The 23209-nt window shown below is 38.3% G+C and carries 23 protein-coding genes and 1 tRNA gene; 17 read left to right on the forward strand and 7 right to left on the reverse strand.

All coding sequences use genetic code 11. From position 1 onward, the window contains the following. The first annotated feature begins 131 nt into the window (after nt 1–131). The 4 genes from ACFSR8_RS02610 to ACFSR8_RS02625 all read left to right on the forward strand — a co-directional run bounded on the left by ACFSR8_RS02610 (nt 132) and on the right by ACFSR8_RS02625 (nt 2158). Nucleotides 132–205, forward strand: a tRNA-Asp gene (locus ACFSR8_RS02610). A gap of 324 nt (nt 206–529) precedes the next feature. Next, nucleotides 530–1039: a DinB family protein gene (locus tag ACFSR8_RS02615; protein WP_380288739.1), complete on the forward strand. Its 510-nt coding sequence runs from the start codon at nt 530–532 to the stop codon at nt 1037–1039. Between the two features lie 17 nt (nt 1040–1056). Continuing rightward, nucleotides 1057–1407 (forward strand): hypothetical protein, encoded by a 351-nt coding sequence (locus ACFSR8_RS02620; RefSeq protein ID WP_186560658.1) that lies wholly within the window; start codon nt 1057–1059, stop codon nt 1405–1407. Nucleotides 1408–1465: 58 nt separating this feature from the next. Beyond that, complete coding sequence (locus ACFSR8_RS02625) at nt 1466–2158, forward strand: hypothetical protein (RefSeq protein WP_380288741.1); 693 nt, start codon at nt 1466–1468, stop codon at nt 2156–2158. A gap of 2 nt (nt 2159–2160) precedes the next feature. Here the strand turns inward: ACFSR8_RS02625 and ACFSR8_RS02630 are convergent, their stop codons facing one another. Then, nucleotides 2161–2628, reverse strand: coding sequence for a CBS domain-containing protein (locus ACFSR8_RS02630; protein WP_186560654.1), 468 nt, complete (start codon nt 2626–2628; stop codon nt 2161–2163). A gap of 124 nt (nt 2629–2752) precedes the next feature. Between ACFSR8_RS02630 and ACFSR8_RS02635 the strand changes: the two genes are divergently transcribed. The 4 genes from ACFSR8_RS02635 (at nt 2753) to ACFSR8_RS02650 (ending at nt 6948) form a co-directional block, all read left to right on the forward strand. Beyond that, nucleotides 2753–5044: a M28 family peptidase gene (locus ACFSR8_RS02635; protein ID WP_380288743.1), complete on the forward strand. Its 2292-nt coding sequence runs from the start codon at nt 2753–2755 to the stop codon at nt 5042–5044. A gap of 25 nt (nt 5045–5069) precedes the next feature. Next, nucleotides 5070–5627, forward strand: a complete 558-nt coding sequence (locus ACFSR8_RS02640; protein ID WP_380288745.1) for a hypothetical protein — start codon at nt 5070–5072, stop codon at nt 5625–5627. Between the two features lie 130 nt (nt 5628–5757). Further along, complete coding sequence (locus ACFSR8_RS02645) at nt 5758–6471, forward strand: hypothetical protein (protein ID WP_380288747.1); 714 nt, start codon at nt 5758–5760, stop codon at nt 6469–6471. Nucleotides 6472–6570: 99 nt separating this feature from the next. Continuing rightward, a complete protein-coding gene (locus ACFSR8_RS02650; protein WP_380288749.1) occupies nt 6571–6948 on the forward strand; it encodes an endonuclease domain-containing protein in 378 nt (125 codons plus the stop codon). A gap of 56 nt (nt 6949–7004) precedes the next feature. Here ACFSR8_RS02650 and ACFSR8_RS02655 read toward each other — a convergent pair whose 3' ends face one another. Further along, the gene (locus ACFSR8_RS02655; RefSeq protein ID WP_380288751.1) at nt 7005–7523 is read right to left on the reverse strand and encodes a hypothetical protein; all 519 of its coding nucleotides are present in this window, start codon (nt 7521–7523) and stop codon (nt 7005–7007) included. Between the two features lie 100 nt (nt 7524–7623). Between ACFSR8_RS02655 and ACFSR8_RS02660 the strand changes: the two genes are divergently transcribed. From ACFSR8_RS02660 to ACFSR8_RS02675, 4 genes are all read left to right on the forward strand, one after another. Continuing rightward, nucleotides 7624–8211 (forward strand): HupE/UreJ family protein, encoded by a 588-nt coding sequence (locus ACFSR8_RS02660; protein WP_380288753.1) that lies wholly within the window; start codon nt 7624–7626, stop codon nt 8209–8211. 193 nt (nt 8212–8404) lie between these two features. Next, nucleotides 8405–8836, forward strand: a complete 432-nt coding sequence (locus tag ACFSR8_RS02665) for a deoxycytidylate deaminase (RefSeq protein ID WP_380288755.1) — start codon at nt 8405–8407, stop codon at nt 8834–8836. Further along, the gene (locus tag ACFSR8_RS02670; RefSeq protein WP_380288757.1) at nt 8836–10425 is read left to right on the forward strand and encodes a S41 family peptidase; all 1590 of its coding nucleotides are present in this window, start codon (nt 8836–8838) and stop codon (nt 10423–10425) included. Before ACFSR8_RS02665 ends, ACFSR8_RS02670 begins: the two co-directional genes overlap by 1 nt. Nucleotides 10426–10463: 38 nt before the next feature. After that, on the forward strand, nt 10464–10817 hold the full coding sequence (locus ACFSR8_RS02675) for a hypothetical protein (protein WP_380288759.1): 354 nt from the start codon (nt 10464–10466) through the stop codon (nt 10815–10817). Between the two features lie 121 nt (nt 10818–10938). Here the strand turns inward: ACFSR8_RS02675 and ACFSR8_RS02680 are convergent, their stop codons facing one another. The 3 genes from ACFSR8_RS02680 to ACFSR8_RS02690 are packed head-to-tail and all read right to left on the reverse strand — an operon-like array spanning nt 10939 to nt 12337. Beyond that, on the reverse strand, nt 10939–11550 hold the full coding sequence (locus ACFSR8_RS02680) for an FAD-dependent oxidoreductase (protein WP_380288761.1): 612 nt from the start codon (nt 11548–11550) through the stop codon (nt 10939–10941). Next, complete coding sequence (locus tag ACFSR8_RS02685) at nt 11550–11753, reverse strand: hypothetical protein (RefSeq protein WP_380288763.1); 204 nt, start codon at nt 11751–11753, stop codon at nt 11550–11552. Before ACFSR8_RS02685 ends, ACFSR8_RS02680 begins: the two co-directional genes overlap by 1 nt. 2 nt (nt 11754–11755) lie before the next feature. Next, nucleotides 11756–12337, reverse strand: coding sequence for a MarC family protein (locus ACFSR8_RS02690; protein WP_380288765.1), 582 nt, complete (start codon nt 12335–12337; stop codon nt 11756–11758). Between the two features lie 104 nt (nt 12338–12441). On the opposite strand from ACFSR8_RS02690, the gene ACFSR8_RS02695 reads away from it, so the two are divergent. The 4 genes from ACFSR8_RS02695 to ACFSR8_RS02710 all read left to right on the forward strand — a co-directional run bounded on the left by ACFSR8_RS02695 (nt 12442) and on the right by ACFSR8_RS02710 (nt 17159). Next, nucleotides 12442–13014 carry a DUF3109 family protein gene (locus tag ACFSR8_RS02695; RefSeq protein ID WP_380288767.1) on the forward strand — a complete coding sequence of 191 codons (573 nt, stop codon included), beginning with the start codon at nt 12442–12444 and terminating at the stop codon, nt 13012–13014. 443 nt (nt 13015–13457) lie between these two features. After that, nucleotides 13458–14732 (forward strand): ribonucleotide-diphosphate reductase subunit beta, encoded by a 1275-nt coding sequence (locus ACFSR8_RS02700; protein WP_380288769.1) that lies wholly within the window; start codon nt 13458–13460, stop codon nt 14730–14732. Nucleotides 14733–14735: 3 nt separating this feature from the next. Continuing rightward, complete coding sequence (locus tag ACFSR8_RS02705; protein ID WP_380288771.1) at nt 14736–16532, forward strand: ribonucleoside-diphosphate reductase subunit alpha; 1797 nt, start codon at nt 14736–14738, stop codon at nt 16530–16532. Nucleotides 16533–16652: 120 nt separating this feature from the next. Next, complete coding sequence (locus ACFSR8_RS02710) at nt 16653–17159, forward strand: RDD family protein (protein WP_380288773.1); 507 nt, start codon at nt 16653–16655, stop codon at nt 17157–17159. A gap of 64 nt (nt 17160–17223) precedes the next feature. Here ACFSR8_RS02710 and ACFSR8_RS02715 read toward each other — a convergent pair whose 3' ends face one another. After that, entirely contained in the window at nt 17224–18087 is an 864-nt protein-coding gene (locus tag ACFSR8_RS02715) for an OmpA/MotB family protein (protein WP_380288775.1), read from the reverse strand. Nucleotides 18088–18313: 226 nt separating this feature from the next. Between ACFSR8_RS02715 and ACFSR8_RS02720 the strand changes: the two genes are divergently transcribed. Beyond that, nucleotides 18314–20788, forward strand: a complete 2475-nt coding sequence (locus ACFSR8_RS02720) for a TonB-dependent receptor domain-containing protein (protein WP_380288777.1) — start codon at nt 18314–18316, stop codon at nt 20786–20788. Nucleotides 20789–20852: 64 nt separating this feature from the next. On the opposite strand, the gene ACFSR8_RS02725 is transcribed toward ACFSR8_RS02720, so the two are convergent. Continuing rightward, on the reverse strand, nt 20853–23174 hold the full coding sequence (locus ACFSR8_RS02725; protein WP_380289379.1) for an inorganic phosphate transporter: 2322 nt from the start codon (nt 23172–23174) through the stop codon (nt 20853–20855). Nucleotides 23175–23209 lie beyond the last annotated feature (35 nt).

Here is a 23209-nt window from a genome sequence, read left to right on the forward strand (position 1 = left end):
CCTCCCCAAGTAGGGAGGAACTCCTGCTCAAACGCACAAAGTGTAGTACAACTAAAAAACACTCAAAAAACTTTAAAAAAGATTTGACTTATAAAAAAAGGCGTGTATATTTGCATCCGCAATAACGCAACGGTCTGGTAGTTCAGTTGGTTAGAATATCTGCCTGTCACGCAGGGGGTCGCGGGTTCGAGTCCCGTCCAGACCGCAACTTAAAAAAGTTGTGTTGTTCGCATCGAAAGATGTGATGTAGTGAAAGCCCAATAATAACGGGCGATCCAATGAGAAGCTTTCCTTTTTTCTTTAGAGAAAATTGTGAAGCTTTTTTGTTTTGATAGTATACGAATTTATTTATTAAAATCTACTTCATATTCCCAATCCCATGTTTTTCCATTTTCTCCATTGTAATGCCGAAATGTACTATAGCATCTACTTATAAATAAACAGGAATCAAAATAGACAACTTCTTTTTGCTAGGGAATGATACCAAAATGTTTATATTTTTATAAATTGTCGGGTCAATAGTTTTAAAATGGCAATCCGAAAAATCATAATCCAACTCGAAAACAACAAAAATGTTTTCAAAAATCTTCTGAAAGAAATTCCCGAACCCCAGTATTTATGGCGGCCAAAACCTGAAAAATGGTGCCTTTTGGAAATTGTTTGCCATCTTTTGGATGAGGAAATTTATGATTTCCGGACAAGAGTGATACGCGCTTTAGAAAACCCTGAAAAGGAATTGGTGCCAATAGACCCCGAAGGATGGGTGAAAACACGAAACTATAGTTCAAAAGATTATGATAACACGCTAAAATTGTTTTTGAATGAACGCGATGCATCCGTGCGATGTCTTAAACAGCAAACCGATGCGGATTGGAGCCGGGCATTACGTCATCCGCAATTAGGCGAATTGTCTGCTGAATTATTCCTCAGGAATTGGTTGGCGCATGACTATTTGCATATCCGACAAATCCTTAGATATAAATTTGAACTTTTAAAATCATCTTCTGATATAGACTTGAACTATGCCGGTAACTGGTAAATACACTTTGATAACTTATGGAAAAACAATGTTTAGAGTGTGGCGATAAAATCGTTGGGCGCATCGATAAAAAATTCTGTAGCGACGGGTGCAGAAATGCTTATAACAATCGGGTTAACAAGGATAGTAAAAATCTGATAAGAAACACCAATAACCGCCTGCGTAAAAACCACCGGATATTGGAATCCCTAAACCCTGATGGAAAGGTAACCAGATCCCGGGCAACGCTCATTGAAGCAGGTTTCGATTTCAATTATTTCACAAGTATTTATACCACCAAAGCTGGTAAAATTTATTATTTTGTTTATGATCAGGGGTATTTGCCAATTGAAGGGGATTATTATGCCCTTGTAAAACGAAAAAGTTGAAATGCTGTAACGATTTGGTTCAAATCGCTACTTATATAGTAGCCATCCACTTCTAAAAATGGAAGAATTCCTTATCCCTTTTATAATTATAGCAATCATTATTGCCGTTGGTATTCTTTCCTATTATTTCAATAAAAAACAAACCGTTTTAAGGCAATTGTCCAAGTTCAAGGCCAAATCTATTTTACAATTTAGAACCAACGAGCCAACAAAATTAACCGGCAAGGTGCTACATGTGCACGAACCATTTGTGGCACCTTTCAGTAGACGAAAATGTGTGGCCTTTGAATTTAAAATTCAACAGAAAAAGAGTTCCGGGAAAAACTCCTATTGGAAAACATTAGTCGAAAAACAGGACATTCAGGATTTTTTTGTGGAGCAAAACGGCGAGGTGGTAATGGTGAAACCGGTTAAATTTCCAAAGAATTTTATGAGCTATTTTGTTGACGACAAAAAGGTATCGTCCGGGTTTTTAAATGACCCCACACCAGAGTTCGATGCACTGTTGCAACAATTTGACGTAGCCAGCGAAAACTTTTTCGGGTTCAATAAAACCCTGCGCTATACCGAACGTATTCTTGAAGTCGGCGAAACCGTTACCGTAGGCGGTATTGCCAAATGGAAAGCAGTGGACGCAACTATTTCAGGCTACAATTATTCCAAAATTGCAACTTTAGAAAGCACCGATAAACAAAAATTGATCATTACGGATCTGCCGTCCGCAAAACTAGAACGCCGAAGCCGTTTATAGGTTTACTTCCAAGTCTGGCCTTTCAATTTCATTGCCGCCTTTAATACGTCCTTTTGGCTAATTTGGCCCACTAATTTACCATTTTCCACAATGGGGAAACGGCGGTGTTTTGCCTTTAAAAACTCATTTGCCGCATCAAAAATATTCATATTCCCGTCAATGGTGTCCACATTGGGCGTTACAAACCGTTCAATAGTTTTGTCGTGCATCGGCATGTTGTAATACCTGCTTTCGCTAATCTCCTTAATACAGTCGCCTTCGGATATGATTCCGATGAGCTCGTACTTATCGTTTACTACTGGTCCACCCGAAATGCGGTTGGTAATTAGGGTCTGCATTACCTCCTCTATAGTTTGGTCAGGGGTAAATGTTATCAAATCCCTTGTCATGTAGTCACTTACTTTTAAGGGGATATCATTGCCAGCATTGTTCTGTTGTCTTCTCGCCCCTTGAAAACTTTTAATTGCCATAATCTTGATGTTTAATAAACTAAATGTAGGCAAAAAAAATCAGTATTCCTAAAGTATGTTTTAGCAGAAGCACCACAACCTTAAATTGCGTACTTTTATATTTACAAACTGCTATTTCTAAATTATGATTAAAAAAGGTACTGCCATATTGTTGATTATCGTCGCCATTTATTGGAGTTTTTCGGCCATTTTGCCTAATAATATTTCCACTATTGATGCCCCAGATGACCAATTTTCTACCCAAAGGGCTTTGGTGCATCTTAAGGAAATTTCGAAGGAAAAACATTTTTTAGGAAGTGATGGGCATGCTAGTGTACGCCATTATATTTTAGACGAATTGGGGAAATTGGGCCTTGAAATTGAAACACAAGAAGGCTATGCGATTGATAAGAATGGTGAATTTTCAAAACCCATTAATGTTTTGGGAAAACTGAAAGGAAGTGGTGACGGCAAAGCTTTATTGCTAATGACGCATTACGATAGCGAACCGCACTCCTCTTACGGTGCCAGTGATGCCGGCTCGGGGGTGGTAACCATTTTGGAAGGTTTGCGCGCATTTTTAGCAAAAAACAAAACACCAAAAAATGACATTTTAGTCCTGATTTCGGATGCTGAGGAGTTGGGGCTCAACGGTGCGGATTTGTTTGTAAATCAACATCCTTGGGCCAAAAATGTTGGGTTGGCAGTGAATTTTGAGGCGCGAGGCAGTGGCGGGTCCAGCATTATGTTGATCGAAACGAATAAGGGCAATGCGAATGTAATTCGCGCTTTCGCGGAGGCGGATGTAGAATTTCCATTCGGGAGTTCATTGTTTTATAGCATTTATAAAATGTTGCCCAATGATACTGACCTCACGTATATGAGGAGCGATGGCGATATTGAAGGGCTGAATTTTGCCTTTATCGACGACCATTTTGATTACCATACGGCGTTGGACACTTACGAACGTTTGGACAGGGAATCCTTGGAGCACCAAGGCAGTTATTTGATGCCGTTACTCGATTATTTTAGCGAAGCCGATTTGGGTAAGCTTAAAAGTATTGATGATTTGGTGTACTTTAATGTACCCGTTTTCGGAATGGTAACCTATCCGTTTTCTTGGATTTTACCTATGTTGATTTTTGGGGTTTTTGCCTTTGTGTTATTGTTGTTTTATGGTTTCAAACGACGAAGAATTGAAATAAAGGCTGTTGGAAAAGGATTTTTGGCATTTTTGGGAGCGTTGATTGGCTGTACCGTTGTTGGCATTTACGGATGGAAATTGCTGATGGTTTTCTACCCGGAATATGGCGAAATGCTCCAAGGTTTTACTTATAACGGGCATGCTTATATTTCTGCATTTGTCTGCATATCCTTAGCCATTTGCCTGTTGGTTTACAGTAAAGTGTACAAGCCTGAAAACGGAGCCAGTTTGATGGTGGCGCCATTGTTTTTTTGGTTGCTGATTTGTGCAGGAGTAGCCTTTAAACTGGATGGAGCTAGTTTTTTCATTGTGCCATTGTATTTTGGTCTGCTAAGTTTGTTGGTGTTGTTAAAGCGAAAAAAACCGAGTTTGCTAACCATGACGTTTTTGGCGTTTCCAGCTATAATGATATATGCCCCATTGATTCAGATGTTTCCCGTGGGCCTGGGGTTAAGAATGTTGGTAGCCTCCACGGCATTGATAGCATTGGTGTTTGGCCTGTTGATTTCCGTTTTTGCCGTATTTCGACACAAAAAGCGATGGAGCTATCTGTTCTTCTTTTTGGCGTTCTGCTTTTTAGTGAGCGCACATTTTAAATCGGATTTTAATCGGGAGCGACCAAAGCCCAACAGCTTAATTTATATGTTGGATGCTGATTCTAAAACTGCCAGTTGGGGTACTTACGACACGCTATTGGACGATTGGACAGCCCACTTTTTTGATGGTAAAACTTCGGAAGCTGAAGGAGATAACGTGTTTGTCAGCAAATACAGCACCTCATTGGCGCATATAAAACAAGCAGAAGTTATAAATGTGCCAAAGCCCATCGTTGAAGTAGTTACCAATGATACGCTTCCCAGGGACTTCAAAACGGTGGAAGTTTGTATTACCCCACAACGGAGAGTGCATCGTATCGAAGTATTTGCAGATACTGCTTATGAATTTAAATCCTTTAAAATTAATGGATTGCAAATCGAAGAGGATCATAAATTCAAATACAACAATCGATCTTCCCAGCGTATGTTTACCTATTACGTCTCGGACGACAAACCACTGGAAATGGAATTCAAAATTGCAAAAGATCAAGACCCGAAGTTTACAATTTATGAAGCTTCTTATGATTTGATGGATAACGATTTGTTTGATATCCCAGCGCGTCATTCGCATATGATACCCAAGCCATTTGTCTTGAATGATGCGGTGATTGTGAAGAAGGAAGTTGTTGTTGAGTAGCAACTAAGTGGTTAAGCTATATAAGATGAAAATATTTTTTTCCTTTCTTGCTTTCTTAGTTTTATCATCTGGTTTTAGTCAGGAAATAAATCCTAGAGTTATAGGTGTATGTTATTCCAAAGGAGAAAAGATTAAGGCCATGATTGAAGAAAACAATATATTTCAACTTAAAAAGGAATTTGGGCAAACTAAAAATTTAGAATCCCTCCTGGCGTCAATTAAAGGAAGAAAGTCTAAAAATAGTTCATATGGAATAAGTTCAGATATATATTATGACCCAGATTCCAAAAAGTACATATTTACCATTTATAGCTCTCGGTGGATTAAAACTGAGTCTGATTGGGGATTGAACGACTACAGATTCGTTATTGAATTAATGATCGAATATGTGGAAAGTAATAATGAGGCAACGATACATCATAGAAGGATTTTAAATCAAAATTCTAATTTAAAAAGGTGGTGGCAATCATTTATCGATAGTTACAATAACTCAAAATTCCAAAGAAAGAAATGGGCCGATGAATACGGACTTGTACCACCCCCGCCTCCTCCACCTCAGACTACCGAATGGTTTAAAATATAGTGTTTTTCCTGGCCCTCAGGTTTATGTTTCAATAGCAAAGTAGTATCTGCCCAACAATTAATAAACTTTTAAGAGAAAAACTGGTATTTTTTTATAGTTTTGGGCGTTATATTTTTAAACTAAACAGACGATGAGAAGATTAATGGTTTTGGCGGTGTTAATGGGGACACTACAGATGGGAGCACAGAACAACGAGGCACTGGTAAAACACTTTGAGGCTTACGCCAAACAAATGCGCTTGCAGGGTGATGTGCAAGGGGTAATCAATGCGATGACCCATTTAAATGTTTTGGCGCCTTCGGAAGCCAGAAAGGATACCTTGGCCTATATTTATATGACTGAAGGGCAGTATGTGCAAGCCCTAAATACCATTGGGATTGACAAAAAAATTGACGACTCTGATATTGCGGTTGAAGTAAAAGCGATGTCACTTAAAGCAGTGAAGCAACCACAACGTGCATTGGAGCACTTTGATGAAATGTTTAAGAGGCAGCCAAGTGCCCCACTAGCTTACGAACTTGCAGAGCTTAATTTACAATTACAAAACGTTGATGCTGCCTTAACACATATAAATTATGGATTAGCCAATGCCAAGCCCGATATGAAATGGACATTTTACGAACAACAGCAGCCTTACCAAGTAGATTTAAAAAGTGCCTTTATGTATTTGAATGCACTGCAAGTCTATCAAAAAGACCGAAAAAATAATTTGGATGCGGCCATGGATATTTTGGATTCGACATTAAAAAATGCTCCAAATTTCAACATGGTGCAGTTAACCAAAAACCAACTGCTAAGACAAAAGCAAGCGATGCAGGCGCAAGCTGCAGAGCCTAAGCAATAGTAAATAGAAATAAAATTTGTAAAGCGTTCTTAGGAACGCTTTTTTTATTTTTTCCTCACTGTTTCCCCTCCTGGGAGGGGTAAGGGGTGGGTCAAAACAATGAAAAGAAAAATTATCCCATATAATCCCGATTTAGTGCCAATTGCCAAAGCACTACGCAACAATATGACTTTTGGTGAAATTACACTTTGGCGTGAAATCAAAGGCAAAAAAATGGGAGTAAGGTTTAGCAGGCAAATTCCTATTGATAGATGTATTGTTGATTTTTATTGTAAAGATTTGCAACTGGTGATTGAAATTGACGGGGCAATTCATTTTGAAGAGGGGCATCAGGAAAAAGATGCCATCAGGCAAAAGCGGTTGGAATCGCTAGGGGTAAAAGTGATCAGGTTTAGTGATTTGGATGTGAGAAATAATTTGGGTTGGGTGCTTGAAGACATTGGAAACGTAATTGGTGAATTGAAAACCCACCCCTAACCCCTCCGAGGAGGGGAATGTGTTCCGTTTAAAACTGTGGTTTTGTTTGTCCTTTTTTAAATCGGACGTTGAATGTTTTGTTTGTCTTTTTCCAATTTTTTGTTCAGCTGGAAGTTAAGGTTGGAATAGGCGACTAGCACATCCCTAACGGCTTGCGAAAGCTCTGCTTTTGTGGTGGTGGAAAGCCCTGAGGTTTCCTGCATTTTCTGGAGCATGGTTTGCATGACCAAAATTCTGGATAAAACCGATGGGGTATTTAAAGTGTCGGGAACCGTAGCTTTTAAGTCTTTGATGAGTTCCTCTGAGGCTTTTTCCTCAGCATTAAAAAATGAAAAATCGGCGTTTTTTACCCCTTCAACAGCTTCCCTCAGCCTAGAATAGGCGTCCCAAGGTTCGGCAATACTTTCGGCCTGAGGGTCTAAGGTAAACTCAAGATATTTTAGGTTGGCGATATCGTCTTTGGTCAATTCGCTGTTGTTGGTATGTGTTGTTTTTTCGGCATCGTTTTGTGTGCTGTTTTTGCAGGATAACAGCAGTATAACTATGCCAAAAATGCGCAATGTTTTTAAACTCATTTGGAGTGCTTTCAATGTGATTACAAATATAGCGTAATAGTTTGCTTTTTGTGGCGTTTTAATAAGTCGTATATTTGACCAACCCTAAAATCTAATTAAAATGTTTGACGATTTTCTTTCAAATGTCGAGTACGGTATGAGCCACGTTCTGGACATTAACGCCTACGATCACGTTTTATTTTTAATGGTACTCACGATTCCTTACATGTTTAAGGACTGGAAGCGGGTGCTTTTATTGGTGTCTGTGTTTACCTTGGGCCATACCTTGTCGCTCATTTTAGCGGCCTTTAGTGTGGTTTCGGTCAGTGCTACGTTGGTGGAATTTTTGATTCCTGTAACTATTATGGCGGTGGCGGTATTCAATGTGTTTACAGCCGGAAAAAGTGCGCAAAAAGAAAAGGTTGGCGTTGTGTTTTTGTCCACTTTGTTTTTTGGATTGGTCCACGGGTTGGGCTTTGCGCGGGAGTTCCGTATGGTTTTCGGGGATTGGGATCATAAGTGGTTATTGCTTTTAGAGTTTGCCCTTGGGATTGAAGTGGCTCAAATCATCATTGTATTTATTGTGCTGTTTTTGGGCTATTTGGTACAGACGATTTTTAGATTTTCGAAACGGGATTGGATTATGGTGGTGTCGTCTATTGTTATTGGACTGACCATCCCGATGTTGTTGAACAGCGATATTTTCTAAACGAAGCGATATATGTAGCTCAACATTTGTAAAAACTTTAACGCCTAAGGGATTGTATTTGAAATATGAAGCGAGTATTTTCGTAAAAAGCCCCTCCCGACCTCCCCGAAGGGGAGGGGAGCATCACGCAATATTGCGTAATGTGTTGGTTCCTCCCCTTTGGGGAGGTTAGGTGGGGCCTATATTTGATATAATGCAAGAAAACAAACAATTAAAGTACGACAAGGCGTATTTGCGGATGGCGCAGGAATGGGGTAAATTATCGTATTGCAAGCGGAAACAAGTTGGAGCGATTATTGTGAAGGATAGGATGATTATCTCGGATGGCTATAATGGCACGCCTACTGGGTTTGAGAATTATTGTGAAGATGAGGAAGGGTATACCAAGTGGTACGTCCTCCATGCCGAGGCGAATGCCATTTTGAAGGTGGCGGCATCTACACAATCCTGTAAGGGCGCCACGCTTTACGTTACGCTTTCGCCTTGCAGGGAATGTAGTAAATTGATTCATCAGGCGGGCATTGTAAGAGTAGTGTACTCAAAGGCCTATAAGGATGATTCGGGATTAAAGTTTTTAGAACGTGCTGGAGTAAAGGTACAGTTTGTTGAAGATTTAAGTACATAATGCATTTACAGAAAAAATATTTACCATTATTGTTGGGCATTGCCATTGGCATAGGGATTTTTGTGGGTGGTAAATTGAGTTTTCGGGATTCCCCCGACAGGCTTTTTTCTTCAAACAGCAAGAAGGATAAGTTGAATCGATTGATTGACTATATAGACTACGACTATGTGGATGAGGTGAACACGGATAGCATTGTGGACGTTACCGTTAACGGTATTTTGGATAATCTGGACCCGCATTCGGTGTACATTCCCAAGGAGGATATGGCACGGGTGGCAGAGAATATGAAAGGCGATTTTATAGGTATCGGCATCAGTTTTTATACGTATAAGGACACGATTACCGTAATACGCGCTATTGAAGGTGGGCCGAGCGCCAAAGCAGGTATCAAAGGTGGGGATAGGATTGTGATGGTGGATAGTGATACCTTGTATGGCGATAACATCAGTGATAATGATATCTTAAAGAAAATAAAGGGCAGTCAATATTCGTATGTGGATTTGAAGGTATACCGAAAGGACGAAGACCGCTATATTGATTTTAGGGTGCGTCGCGATAATATTCCAATAAAAAGTGTGGATGCGGCTTATATGCTGACGGACGATTTGGGTTATATTAAGGTGAACCGCTTTGCGGAAACGACCTATAAAGAGTTCAAAAAAGGACTGGATAAGCTTGAGGGTTTGGGAGCAACACAAATTGCTATAGACTTACGTGAAAATCCAGGGGGTTTTTTGGGTATTGCAGAGCAGATTGTGGATGAGTTTTTGGAAGATGACAAATTGATTTTATTCACTAAAAACAAGCGAGGCGATATTGAAAAGAGCTTTGCTACTAAAGAGGGTGATTTTGAGGATGCCAACGTTTTTGTACTCATTGATGAAAATTCGGCTTCGGCCAGCGAGATTGTGGCTGGGGCCTTGCAAGATAACGACAAGGGTACAATTGTGGGCCGACGTTCCTACGGAAAAGGATTGGTGCAACGGGAAATGGATTTGGGCGATGGCAGTGCGGTACGATTAACAGTTTCAAGATATTATACCCCAACCGGCCGTTCCATTCAACGTCCGTATGATAAAGGCAATAGAGCCTACTATGAGGATTATTACAAACGCTTGGAAACAGGAGAGCTGTCCGATGGTACTAAGATAGAAGTGGCCGACTCCCTAAAATTTACCACGCCTGAGGGCAAAACTGTTTACGGTGGTGGTGGCATTATTCCAGATGTGTTTGTGCCAGTGGATAAATCCATGCAAAACGAAACCTTGACTTTCCTGCAGCGCAGAGGCTTTATCGGTTATTTTGTTTTCGAAACTTTGGAACGGGATCGATCTGTTTTTGAAGGTTATTCCCGTCAGGATTTTATCGATAATTATGAGGTCGGTGATGATATGGTGCTTGAGTTTCAGGATTATCTAAATGTCAGAGCCGATTCAAAAATTACATTTGTGGCCTATCATGATGAAGTGAAACAATACATCAAAGCCACTTTGGCCGACCAGTTATTTGGGGACGGTGCTTTTGACGAAGTCATCAATCAGCGGGATATTATGATTGAGGAGGTGATACGGTTGAGTCGGGCTGAGTGAGGTTGATGAGGTTCAGATTTCTATATTTTTTATTGATTTTGATTCTTTTAAGTGAATCCTGTAAAAAAAGCAGAGACGGAAGTGCAGTTGTGCTTAACTTTCAAACAGAGGATACTTCTTTTGGAACGGATAATTTTTCAATTTGTAATGACAAAATGTATCTTTATTTCTTAATTGGAGATATTGGAGTACAAGAAAAAATCTTTGATGGGGCCAAAATTGAAAAAATAATATTGAATCATAATGGCGCAGATTATGTCGCTTTACCAAATTGGGTTATGTCAAGTTCTCTACCTGATTCTTATTTGAGCTTTATCACTGATAATAATTCAAATGAGGTTTTTTATGAAAATGAAAGAGGAAAATGGCTTATCCTAGTAGAAATGTGGTAAATCTAATTTAGGAGATTCTATAAAGGAATGCGAGCCATGTGCTTGGTCAAGAAATTAGATATTTATATGCATTGCCCTCTTATCTCAACAATCAGTTTTATTACGACTCAATTTTTTAAGTCTAAGAATCTATTTTATCATGCACCTTAGTATGCTTCCCGCCATTCCAAAGTGTTAAAATATCCGTGGCCACATGCGCACCACTTCCGGAGGCAATGGAAAACTGACTGCGCCAACCTGCTAGAGTGCCAGCCACATAAAGGTTGTCTTCAATTAAATGGTCGGTGTTCTTTAACCAAATACGTTCCTTCTCGATATTGTCCCTTGGGTGGGGCTCCACATATTGTTCTAAACCTTTAATGCGCATTAAGTTGGTATAGCCCACAGCCACGACTACTATTTTTGACGTGTAACTATTCCTATTGGTCTTGATTTCAAAAAATCCGTCGGCCTTTGCAATCGATATGACTTTTTCTTTTTCAATTTGATCCACATGCGGGTACAAACTGGAAAGTTGGGCTTTGCCACCTTCCAAAATAGAAGCCCCTGTTGTGCCAGGGGGTAATCCCAAGACATTATTAAAAAGGGCGGTCTGTAAATGGGATGCCTTTTGATGCGTTACGATCCCGATATGTTTGTCCTTCGCGAAGACTTTATTTTTAGCAGAGCCCAAAACAAGAGCGCAAGACATGCCTGCGGCGCCACCTCCAATAATAAACACATCATAATCCATTAGCTGCGACCTTTTGATTTTTCTTCAATCTTTTTGGATATCAGTAAAATAAGCATCAGCATAATGGCGCAAAGGGAACAGATTATGGTAATAACACCAACCATACTTTCCCCTTCTAAAAGAGCATCGAAATCAAGTTTGGTCGCATTAAAAATGCCTAAGCCTAATGCTAAAACTATGATGATATAAGCAACATACTTCATACTTAAATAAATAAAGCTTTAATATTTTGGGTAAATAGTTTCACAGCAATGGCCAATAAAATAACGCCAAAAACTTTACGGACTATATTGATACCGTTTGCGCCCAAGAAACGCTCGATTTTTGACGAAGTTTTTAAGACAATAAAGATAAAAATAACGTTGAGTACGATAGCTACAATAATATTTTCTACCCGAAACTCCGCCCGTAAGGATAGCAACGTGGTCAAACTTCCCGGGCCGGCCATTAAAGGGAATGCTAAGGGGAAGATGGACGCCGTCATAGGGTTGCTTTCTTCTTGTTTGTAAAGTGTAATGCCCAGAATCATTTCCAAGGCAATAAAGAACAGGATAAAAGCACCAGCAACCGCAAAAGAATTGACATCGATACCGATAAGATTTAAAATGCTTTTTCCCAAAAAGAGGAATAAAATCATGATACACCCTGCAATAATGGAAGCCTTGCCACTTTGAATGTGACCCACTTTTTTCCTTAAATCAATCACAATCGGAATGTTGCCCACAATATCAATAACGGCAAACAGCACCATAAAAGCGGTAAATATTTCCTTGAAATTCAATTGCATAACCTTAAACAGTAAATTTTTGCAAATGTCTGTATTTATAACGAAACAGCAACATCAAAAGAATTTAAAGTTTAGTTATTTTTGCGCATTAGTTTACAAATTTTATGTTTCAACTCGGGAAAACCATTGTTTCGGAAGACATTATTAAAAAAGACTTTGTGTGCAATTTGAGTGCCTGCAAAGGGGCGTGTTGTGTTGACGGTGATGCCGGGGCACCATTGGATAAGGACGAAATCGAGATTCTGAAAGCCATTTATCCTAAAGTAAAACCTTTTTTAAGAAAGTCCGGTGTTGAAGCCATCGAAAAGCAGGGGACACATATTGAGACCGAAGACGGGGAATTGGAAACCCCATTGATTGATGGAGCCGATTGCGCCTATGTGTTTTTTGATGAAAACGGAGTTGCGCTTTGTGCCATTGAGGAAGCCTATAACCAAGGTCAGATCTCCTGGAAAAAACCAATTTCCTGTCATTTGTATCCCGTTCGGGTAAAAGATTACTCCGAATTTTCAGCAGTAAATTACCATAAATGGCAAATTTGCGACGATGCCTGTACACTTGGAAAAGAACTGCAAGTACCCATCTATAAATTCGTAAAAGAAGCTTTAATAAGGAAATTTGGGGAGGATTGGTACAGTGAGCTTGAGAAAGTTGCCGAGAGTTTTCAACAGTCTTAAAAAACAACAAAAAAACCTTATTAAAGTACCGAAAAAATAAGGGTTCCAGCTGTTTTCGACATTATTTTTTTCTGTAAACTTTTATGATTTCAATTTATATTAAATCCTTGAAAATCAGCGATATAAATATTTTTTTCTGTAAACTTATTGATTTTTAAGGGATTAATTGTTTGTTAAAAACTTGTTGAAAAGGTTTTTGCTCGTGCTTAAAAACCTATTAATCATTTTGCAATCTTTGTTTCGCTAATTTCTAGGCAAAACACACAAATTTTTTAGTTTGTTAATGGATTTGTTAAAAGGTTTTAGAGATTAACCGAAAATTTATTTAGCAATCCGTAATACGCGTTGAAGGCATTTAAAAAATGGATTCAACAACAATTTAAAAAAAACAGGGCTGGTCTCTGCAGGATATTGTATGTCAAAATTTAACCACTATACTACAGATGGAAATAACTCATATCATTAAACGGGATTACGAAACGACGCCTTTCGTACTAGACAAAATTACAAACGCCGTAGAGAAGGCCATGCTTTCAGTTAATCATGGTACAAGACAAGATGCCCAGGATATTTCTAGCCGGGTTTTTGAGTCCCTGCTTGCTAGAAAGGCACTTGATGCAAGGTATGTGCCTAATGTGGAGCAGGTACAGGATATTGTAGAAGATAAATTGATGGACAGTGCGTTTCATGATGCAGCAAAGGCCTACATTCTATATAGGGACGAACAGGCAAGGAAGCGGCAGACCAATATTTTTGAAAAGCGTGTTAACCTGAAGCCATACGAGTATCCAGATTTGTATGAATACGTAAGCGCGATTAGACATTCGTATTGGATTCATACTGAATTCAACTTCACTAGTGATATTCAAGATTTTAAAGCACGGCTTAATGATGTAGAGAAATCAGCTATTAAAAATACAATGTTGGCCATTTCTCAAATTGAAGTAGCGGTAAAGACATTTTGGGGAGACATTTATCAAAAAATGCCAAAACCAGAAATAGGGTCGGTAGGTGCCACTTTTGCTGAAAGTGAAGTACGCCATCACGATGCGTACTCTCACTTATTGGAAATATTGGGATTGAATGCTGAGTTTAAAGCACTTAAGAAGAAGCCGGTAATTATGCGCCGGGTACATTATTTGGAAACCGCACTTAAAAATTCAAAAAGCGAAAATATACAGGAATATGCAGAGTCTATTTTATTGTTCTCGTTGTTTATAGAACATGTCTCTCTGTTTTCACAGTTTTTAATCATAATGGCTTTCAACAAGCACAAAAATATGCTTAAAGGTATATCCAATGTGGTTGAGGCAACATCTAAGGAAGAGCAAATACATGGGGATTTTGGCATTGATGTGATTAAAATTATAAAGAAAGAAAATCCAAGTTGGTTTGGAGACGATTATAACACACAAATTCAATCTTTATGCAAAGATGCTTACAAAGCGGAAAGCGACATTGTAGATTGGATTTTTGAAGCAGGCGAATTAGATTTCTTACCTAAAGATGTGGTTAATGAATTTATCAAAAAACGATTCAATAACTCATTGGAAAGCATTGGCATAGAAAAGGTATTTGAAATTAATGAAGACTTGTTAACGCAAACCGAATGGTTTGATGATGAAATAATCGGCACCAAGCACGGCGATTTCTTTGTAAAACGATCCATTAACTATAGCAAAAGAACCAAAAGTATAACCAGTGACGACCTTTTTTAAACTATGAAAATCAAAGACCACCTACAAGAGACCAAAACAGAGCAACAATCAAACTACGACCAATTACTTAATGCGAGGAAGGCGCAGATAAAGAATGCAAGTCAATCAGTAACTGAAGCTGAACCAAAATTTGAATGGCTGACCGAAAACAGCCGTAAATTTTTGGCCTCAGGCTATTTAACGGAAGACGCAACCCCTGAGGAACGTATTCGCGAAATCGCAGATAGGGCGGAACAGATTCTTAAAATTGACGGGTTTGCAGATAAGTTTTATAAGTATATGGGCGAAGGGTTTTTCTCTTTGGCTTCACCGGTATGGTCCAATTTTGGAAAAAAGAGGGGCTTACCGATAAGTTGTTTCGGATCCAATATTGCGGACGATATGGGCAATATTTTATACACTCAGTCCGAAGTAGGGATGATGTCTAAATTAGGTGGCGGAACGTCAGGATATTTTGGGAATTTAAGACATCGAGGTGCTCCTGTAAAAAATAACGGAGAGTCTTCAGGAGCGGTGCACATCATGCAATTGTTTGAAAAAATGGTAGATGTTGTAAGCCAAGGTTCTGTAAGAAGAGGTCGTTTTTCACCGTATTTGCCTGTGGAACACCCTGATATTAATGAGTTCCTAGAAATAGGAACAGAAGGAAATTCTATCCAAGAGTTAACTCATGGTGTATCTGTTACCGATAAGTGGATGGAAGAAATGATTGAAGGTGATGTTGAAAAACGTGCTATTTGGGCTAAGGTAATTCAACGCAGGGGAGAAATAGGATACCCCTATATTTTCTTTAAGGACAAGGCCAATAACGGGGCAGCAGATGTTTACAAGGACAAAAAGCATAAAATCGTAGCGAGTAATTTGTGTACAGAAATTATGTTGCCATCAAATGAAGAATGGTCTTTTGTATGCGTATTGTCTTCAATAAACCTATTGCACTATGACAAGTGGAAGGATACGGATGCCGTTGAAACTATGGTGTACTTTTTGGATGCCGTCATCACTGAATTCACGCAAAAATTAGAAGAGTATAGAGATTCTGACGATTTGGATGATAGACAGACATTTATGTTCATGGAGCGTGCTTACAATTTTGCAAAATCCAATAGAGCTTTAGGTTTAGGAGCGTTAGGATGGCACTCTTTATTGCAATCTAAAATGTTGGCTTTTGATAGTCAGGAAGCCTTTAATTTGAATAGTGAAATATTTAAAACTATTGAAGAGAAGTCTTATAAGGCATCTGAAGAATTGGCCAAATTATTTGGAGAACCCGAAGTGTTAAAAGGTTATGGCAGACGTAATGCTACATTAAATGCGATTGCCCCAACAACATCCTCAGCGTTTATTTTAGGTCAGGTGTCACAAGGTATTGAGCCAATTTGGTCTAACATTTACGTGAAAGATATTGCAAAAATCAAGACTACGATTAAGAATCCTTACTTGTTAAATCTTCTTGAAGAAAAAGGCATGAACACTGCTGAGGTATGGCGAAGTATTCGGGACCATGATGGTTCTGTTCAGCATTTAGAATTTTTGACAGAAGAAGAGCGTGATGTCTTTAAAACCTATTCTGAAATTGATCAGTTAACAATCGTATATCAGGCGGCGAATAGGCAAAACCATATAGATCAGGGACAGTCTGTAAATATCATTGTACATCCTGATATGCCAGTAAAAGATATTAATAAAATATATGTTACGGCTTGGAAATTAGGGCTAAAGTCATTGTACTACCAGCACAGCATGAATGCGGCTCAAAAATTCAAACAGAAAAAGGAATGTGCTAGTTGCGAAGGCTAGAAATATAAAAAAAGGTTCCCTCGAAAGGGGGAACCCCAAATTTAAACGGAAAGCATCACTCCTTGGCGTGATGCTTTTTTATGTAAAAAAAGTACTATTTTTAGATTTCAAAATTACAATATGCAAGAAGATAATTTTTTAGTCACCCCTGATTTATATGCAGGCAAAGAAAAAAGGTTTATAAACCTCATAGTAGATACAATCGGGTATTATATATTCTCGTTTATTGTAGGGTTGTTTTTGGGGGTTTTAGAGCTTATTGGGTTGTCTGGAGCATTGGATTTTATCGCAAATATGGGAGTTTTAGGATCACTAGTTTTTGGTGTGGTTGTGGTTACCATCTATTTTTGCGGGTTCGAGGTACCTACACAACGAACTTTGGGGAAGTTTATAACCAAAACCATGGTGGTAATGGAAGATGGGACTAAACCAACTTTTCAAGATATTTTAATTCGAAGCCTATGTAGATTTATTCCTTTTGAAGCCTTTTCTTTTTTAGGCTCTGAAGGTAGAGGCTGGCACGATTCCATGTCTAATACTTATGTTGTGGATATAGAGAAATTTAAGGCTAAAAAAGAATCTCAAAATGAATTGGATCAAATAGGGGTACCACAGGATATCGACTAAGCATAAAAAAAGCATCACGCAAAGCGTGATGCTTTTGAAGTTTTATTAAGTTGCTTCTTAAAGCTTAATCTAAAATAGTATTTTCAGCAACAGTATTATCGCTATCTGCCATCAAAGCAAAGAATTTATCAATGTTTGGAAGAATGATAATTCTTGTGCGTCTGTTTTTGGCTCTGTTTTCTCTGGAGTCGTTTACAGCAATAGGCTGGTAACTACTTCTTCCAGAAGCAATCAATTTCTCTGGGGCAACGTTGTATTTCTCTTGAAGTTTACGCACCACAGATGTTGCTCTCATAACGCTCAAATCCCAGTTATCAGCCAAAAACTCAGTGCTAATTGTTCTTGAATCAGTATGACCTTCTACCATAACGTCAAGGCTTGGCTCGGAATTGATTACGTCAGCTAATTTCTTTAAAACTGTATCAGCTTTGGAGCTCAATCTGTAGCTACCCGTGTTGAACAACATATCGTCTGCAATAGAGATCATCACTACAGTTTCGTTGATGTTTACGGCAAAATCCTCATCTTCGTTCATGTTGCTTTCGCTGATTGTTTTTTCCAAGTTGTATGCCACAGCAAGGTTCATGGAATCCTTAAGAGTTTTAGCTTCAGCCAATTTAGCCGGGTCAACATTTTTAAGTGTTTCCTGCATTTTTGCCTTTGTGGCCTTAGAAATTACTGCAACATTGCCAACAACATCTAATTTAGTGTCGTTTTCTTGTTTAAGCGTTGCAATTTTAGAATTGTAAGCATCCACTCTTGCCTCGATTTTAGCAAATTTTGCCTCTAAATCCTCTTTTGCAACTTTTGTTTTTTGTAATTCGCTTTTGATTTCACCGTTTTCCTGCTGAAGTGCTACGTATTTCTTTTTTGAAACACATGAAAAGGTGACGATTGCTACAAGTAGCAACATAGAAATTTTCTTCATAATTAATAACTTTAGGTTTGTATTATTTACGTAATGGATTAAGATTTAGATGTTTCGACTTAAAATTATTTTATCATATTTTACGATTTATCCAAAGGAAAGTTCAAAGTGAATTACTTTATCAAAATAAAATCATATCCCCTCATATTTTGTACATTTAAAGGAATAATGACGGTTTGATTGTTTAGTTTTGCACCGATAAAAGAACTCTATCAAAAAAGCGTTTATGTTACGAACGATCCTTTCCTTATTTGCACTGTTGTATTTAATTAATGTCAATCAGGTTCAAGCTCAAATAATGGGTAAAATTGTAGATGAACAAGAAGCGCCTTTGGAGTACGCCACCGTGGCATTGTTTGCGCAAGATGATAAAACTTTGATAACAGGTGTGGTATCGGATATTAATGGGTTGTTTCAAATTGAAGGTGTCAAAAAGGGGACATATTATGTTGAAGCATCCTTTTTGGGTTACGAAATCAAAAGAATTGAAAATATTTCGGTAAACCGAAATGGTGAGAACATTGATTTGGGCGTTATCCAATTGTCGCTTGGGTCCGACCTAAATGAAGTAGTGGTTAATGCAGAGCGAAATACGGTGGTGAATAAAATTGACCGTCAGGTATTTGAAGCTTCAAAATTTAAAAGTGCCCAAGGTGGTTCCGGAATTGATGTGATTCGAAATCTGCCTTCAGTAAGTCTTGATAGTCAAGGTGAAATCAGTGTACGGGGAAGTACAGGTTTTATCGTGCTTTTGAATGGTAAACCTATTCAAGGTAATGCCAGTAATCTAATAGCGCAATTGCCTGCCAATGCTATTGAAAATGTTGAATTGATTACCGCCCCGTCAGCTAAATATGATCCTGAAGGAAAAGCCGGTATTATTAATATTTTGACGAAAAAAGGGGCTACGGATGGTGCTTTTGGTCAAATCAATATAAAAGGAGGATTGCCTTCCATTGAAACTTACGGCAACAATGTATCGCACAAACGTCATGGTATTGACGCCACGTATAATGTTAGAACCGAGAAATGGAATATCTCATTAGGTGCAAATTACCAGAGAAATGATTTAGGAGGAAGACGGGAAGGAGATGTGTTTACTATCATCAACGACACCAAAACGCAATTTCCATCTACCGGAGAACGTAGTTTTGATGAGGAAAACTATAGTGGGCGCTTTACGGTAGATTTTACACCAAGCGAGTCTGATGCCTATTCGCTTGGGTTTTTTGCAGGAAAGCGCAGTAAGGCACGTTTAGCAGATATTGTATATTTCGACAACCATTCGGTAACCCCTGCCGATAGTAATAACAGGGACTATACATTCCAATATTTCAATCACAATTTAAGGGAACGGAAAGGAGATTTTGTGCTGGGAAGTTTGGATTGGACACATAGCTTCAATAATACTTCAGAACTGTCGGCATCATTTCTTTATGAATACACGCTTTTAGGTGGCCCAACGGTAAACCAAAATTTAGGTGAACCGGACCGATCTATTTTATTTCAGGACGAATTCAATACTAACGATAACCCCTTGAACGGTGTCCGTTTTCAGCTAGATTATAAATTTAAACCTTTTGATTTTGGAACTTTAGAAACGGGATATCAATACAGAAACCTATCCCATACCGGGGATTTTATATACGAAAGGCGCACAGATTTTAATGATGATTTTCAATTGGTGCCTGAGTTTTCAAGTGAAGTGGATTTGGAAAGAACGATTCACTCGGGATACGCTCAACTTTCCGGAAAAAGCGGCAAATTGGAGTATGCTGCTGGGGCACGTTTAGAGGTGATGGACAGGGAATTCAGGCTGAAGGATAAAACCAATACAGTCGATGAAACATTGTTTTACGATTTTGTGAAATTGTATCCTTCGGCATCGTTCCAATATGAAATCAATGAGAAAACAAAAATGAAAGTGGCCTACAGCAGGCGTGTGGAGCGGAATTCTACCTTTAAAATGAATCCATTTGCAGAACGTGAGCATTCTGAGACTTTGGAGCAAGGTGATAAAAACCTAAGGCCAGAGTTTATTGATTTGGTTGAGGTTGGCGTCACCAAAAAATTGAAAGGTGGTAATTCCATTTTTGCCACGGGATATTTTAGGCACGTTGATAATGTGGTGAACCGCGTGAATACGATTTATAACGACACGATTTTAAACAGAATATATTCCAATGTGGGTAATGCCAAATCTATCGGTTTGGAGGTTGGTGCAGAGTTAAAACCTACCAAAAACTGGAGTAATTTTATTGGTGCTAATATTTATAGTTATTCAATTGACGGCAGTTTTGATAATAGACCGGTAGATACTGATGCGACTATCTATTCCGTTAATTTAAACTCCACCTGGCGGTTTTGGGAGAATGCTTCGTTGCAGTTCACATTCAATTATCTTTCGGATAGAAATACCGCACAGGGTGAGGATTCAAGGTTTTATTCACCAAATCTCACGTTTCAAAAATCGTTTATGGATAATCGGTTAACGGCAACATTACAATGGCAGAATATGGATTTGGGCATGTTGGATACCAACGAACAACGAATCACTACTTGGCGGGAAAATGAATTTTTTACCACCACCAATTATATTTATGAAGTGGATATGATTATTTTAAATCTCTCTTATACCTTCAAACAAGGAAAAAACAAATCGAAATTTATTGATAGTGAATTTGGTAAGAAGGAGTTTTAGAAGATACCGTTATTTCAAAAAAAATGGGCTAGTTTAATTTAAACTAGCCCATTTTTAATTTTGTTTATTCCAATTCACCAAGGTTTGGAGCTGGTGTTTCTGGAACTGTTGCAGGTTCTACTGAACTATCATGTGCGTTATCGTACTCTTCCATAAGATTCATGGTAGCAGTCAATAAATCTTTGGTTTCAAGAAGCACCCCAAAATACAGCGTGGTATTTTTTGGGCTAGATTCCTCACTTCGTGTGCGTTCTACCTGTTTTTGAATTTTTTCAGATAAGAGGTTTGATACTGTTTCTTTTCTATGCAATATATTTCCTATGGCATCAAAATCTCTAGACACAAAGGCTTCTCGAATATCTGCAAATAATGTTTCTAAACAGTCATCAACTTCTTTTAACTCTTTAATTTGATTGAATTTGAGTTTTTTATGATTGTTATTAATGTGCTTGTAGCTAACCTTAGAAATATATTCTAAAGATTGAGCCATATCCTGTAAATAACCAAGGATATTTATATAAAAACTACTAGCTCCAATACTTGACTCATCCAGATTTTTAATAAAGTAAAAAATATTGTTACGAAGCTCATCCACTTCTAAAGACAATTTATCAACTTGCTTTTGATTCTTCTTAAGCGATGATAAGTCTTGTTTTGCAAGACCAACGATAGCATTGGTGTAAATTTTGTTTCCACGTTTTACAACATTTGCTATGTTACCCGCACTTTCGTGGATAACCCCTTGTACAGAACTGCTTTCAGCTTTTATTAAGCTATCCTCAGCTCTAACCTCTTTCGATTTTTTATTGTGAACAATAGTGCTTCTTATAAGTAAAGCGAAAGCCACTACTAATAAAATAGGAAACATTACCGTTAAGTTCAAGCTTAATAAATAGGCTACTAAAGCAGCTGCGGAAAATGCGCTAAGGGCTGTAAAAAACCATCCGCCAATAACGTTTATAACGCCTGCGACTCTGTACACAGCACTTTCTGCTCCCCATGCTCTGTCTGCCAAGGATGTACCCATAGCAACCATAAACGTTACATAGGTGGTGGAAAGCGGTAATTTATAAGAGGTAGCAATCGAAATTAAAACAGCAGCAACCATTAAATTTACTGCAGCCCTTACTAAATCAAATGCAGGTAATTCTAGTCTTTTGCTTTTAGAAACAGTAATAACTGGGGTTTCAAATTGTTTATCAATTTTAGCCTGCCATGACTCGGGAAGTATATATTCAGTCATTTGGGACATCAACATAGCAAATCTCACAAATCCTCTAGATAATGCGTTAGGTTGAAAGCGTTCCTTGGTTTCACCTTGGCTAGATAAATCTAAAGATGTTTTTACTACACCTTTCGCTTTAGTAGAAAACCATAGGGTTAAAACCATTACCATACCAGCACCAAACAGCAACCAGTTATTGGTTGGAACTTTTGAGGCTAAAACATCCATAGGAAAAGCAGCTGCAGCAGTACCTGAAGCAGTCCACTCCAGAAATGCGTTATAAGCAGCAACAGGAACACCAATAAAGTTTACCAAATCGTTTCCAGCAAAAGCTAAGGCAAGTGCAAAAGTACCTACTATAATAATGAGTTTATAGATGTTTGTTTTAGCAAAAGCAATCAACACATAAGAAAGGATAGACCAAAATACAGAACTAACTAATACAATAGGTAGTACTTGTGCTTCTAAAAAGTCCTTCATAGTGCCTCCACCTAATATTTCAAAGGACTCCTTGGCATAAGACGTACCCTTCAGCCCTTTCATAAATATAAAGTATGTGATGGCGGTAAGTGCAACACCTCCAAAAATAGCACCAACCCAAGCTCCCTTTTTCTCGAAATTATATGATAACAAGAGTCTGGAAAACCACTGCACAATCGCTCCTATCGAAAAAGCGACGACGACAGAAAGCAGAATCCCAAAAATAATCTGTGAAGCTTTAGACGTATTAATGTAATTTATAACATCAGAGAAATCCCCTCCATCATGTCCAATTTTAATCAATGCCATGGCTACGGCTGCACCAAGTAATTCAAAAACAATAGAAACAGTAGTTGATGTTGGCATACCTACTGAATTGAAAAAGTCCAGCAAAAGTATATCCGTAATCATTACGGCCATGAAAATAATCATGATTTCACTGAACATAAATTCACCAGGATTGAAAATGCCTTTTCTGGCTACTTCCATCATACCACTAGAAAATACAGCGCCAACTGCTACACCTAAACTGGCAACAATCATAATAGTTCTAAACGAAATGGCTTTGGAGCCAATAGCAGAATTTAAAAAGTTTACTGCGTCGTTACTAACACCTACAACCAAATCAGCAATAGCTAAAATGGCAAGGGCTATAATCATGTACAAGTAAATATTATCCATAGGATTTGATTGTAAAATGTTCGCAAATATCATGA

Source organism: Hyunsoonleella rubra (assembly GCF_042684665.1).
Classification (GTDB): Bacteria; Bacteroidota; Bacteroidia; order Flavobacteriales; family Flavobacteriaceae; genus Jejuia; species Jejuia rubra.

Coding starts and splice junctions, on each gene's coding strand:
- ACFSR8_RS02615 (WP_380288739.1), top strand. CDS start 530: ATGGCAATCCGAAAAATCATAATCCAACTCGAAAACAACAAAAATGTT.
- ACFSR8_RS02620 (WP_186560658.1), top strand. CDS start 1,057: ATGGAAAAACAATGTTTAGAGTGTGGCGATAAAATCGTTGGGCGCATC.
- ACFSR8_RS02625 (WP_380288741.1), top strand. CDS start 1,466: ATGGAAGAATTCCTTATCCCTTTTATAATTATAGCAATCATTATTGCC.
- ACFSR8_RS02630 (WP_186560654.1), bottom strand. CDS start 2,628: ATGGCAATTAAAAGTTTTCAAGGGGCGAGAAGACAACAGAACAATGCT.
- ACFSR8_RS02635 (WP_380288743.1), top strand. CDS start 2,753: ATGATTAAAAAAGGTACTGCCATATTGTTGATTATCGTCGCCATTTAT.
- ACFSR8_RS02640 (WP_380288745.1), top strand. CDS start 5,070: ATGAAAATATTTTTTTCCTTTCTTGCTTTCTTAGTTTTATCATCTGGT.
- ACFSR8_RS02645 (WP_380288747.1), top strand. CDS start 5,758: ATGAGAAGATTAATGGTTTTGGCGGTGTTAATGGGGACACTACAGATG.
- ACFSR8_RS02650 (WP_380288749.1), top strand. CDS start 6,571: ATGAAAAGAAAAATTATCCCATATAATCCCGATTTAGTGCCAATTGCC.
- ACFSR8_RS02655 (WP_380288751.1), bottom strand. CDS start 7,523: ATGAGTTTAAAAACATTGCGCATTTTTGGCATAGTTATACTGCTGTTA.
- ACFSR8_RS02660 (WP_380288753.1), top strand. CDS start 7,624: ATGTTTGACGATTTTCTTTCAAATGTCGAGTACGGTATGAGCCACGTT.
- ACFSR8_RS02665 (WP_380288755.1), top strand. CDS start 8,405: ATGCAAGAAAACAAACAATTAAAGTACGACAAGGCGTATTTGCGGATG.
- ACFSR8_RS02670 (WP_380288757.1), top strand. CDS start 8,836: ATGCATTTACAGAAAAAATATTTACCATTATTGTTGGGCATTGCCATT.
- ACFSR8_RS02680 (WP_380288761.1), bottom strand. CDS start 11,550: ATGGATTATGATGTGTTTATTATTGGAGGTGGCGCCGCAGGCATGTCT.
- ACFSR8_RS02685 (WP_380288763.1), bottom strand. CDS start 11,753: ATGAAGTATGTTGCTTATATCATCATAGTTTTAGCATTAGGCTTAGGC.
- ACFSR8_RS02690 (WP_380288765.1), bottom strand. CDS start 12,337: ATGCAATTGAATTTCAAGGAAATATTTACCGCTTTTATGGTGCTGTTT.
- ACFSR8_RS02695 (WP_380288767.1), top strand. CDS start 12,442: ATGTTTCAACTCGGGAAAACCATTGTTTCGGAAGACATTATTAAAAAA.
- ACFSR8_RS02700 (WP_380288769.1), top strand. CDS start 13,458: ATGGAAATAACTCATATCATTAAACGGGATTACGAAACGACGCCTTTC.
- ACFSR8_RS02705 (WP_380288771.1), top strand. CDS start 14,736: ATGAAAATCAAAGACCACCTACAAGAGACCAAAACAGAGCAACAATCA.
- ACFSR8_RS02710 (WP_380288773.1), top strand. CDS start 16,653: ATGCAAGAAGATAATTTTTTAGTCACCCCTGATTTATATGCAGGCAAA.
- ACFSR8_RS02715 (WP_380288775.1), bottom strand. CDS start 18,087: ATGAAGAAAATTTCTATGTTGCTACTTGTAGCAATCGTCACCTTTTCA.
- ACFSR8_RS02720 (WP_380288777.1), top strand. CDS start 18,314: ATGTTACGAACGATCCTTTCCTTATTTGCACTGTTGTATTTAATTAAT.
- ACFSR8_RS02725 (WP_380289379.1), bottom strand. CDS start 23,174: ATGGATAATATTTACTTGTACATGATTATAGCCCTTGCCATTTTAGCT.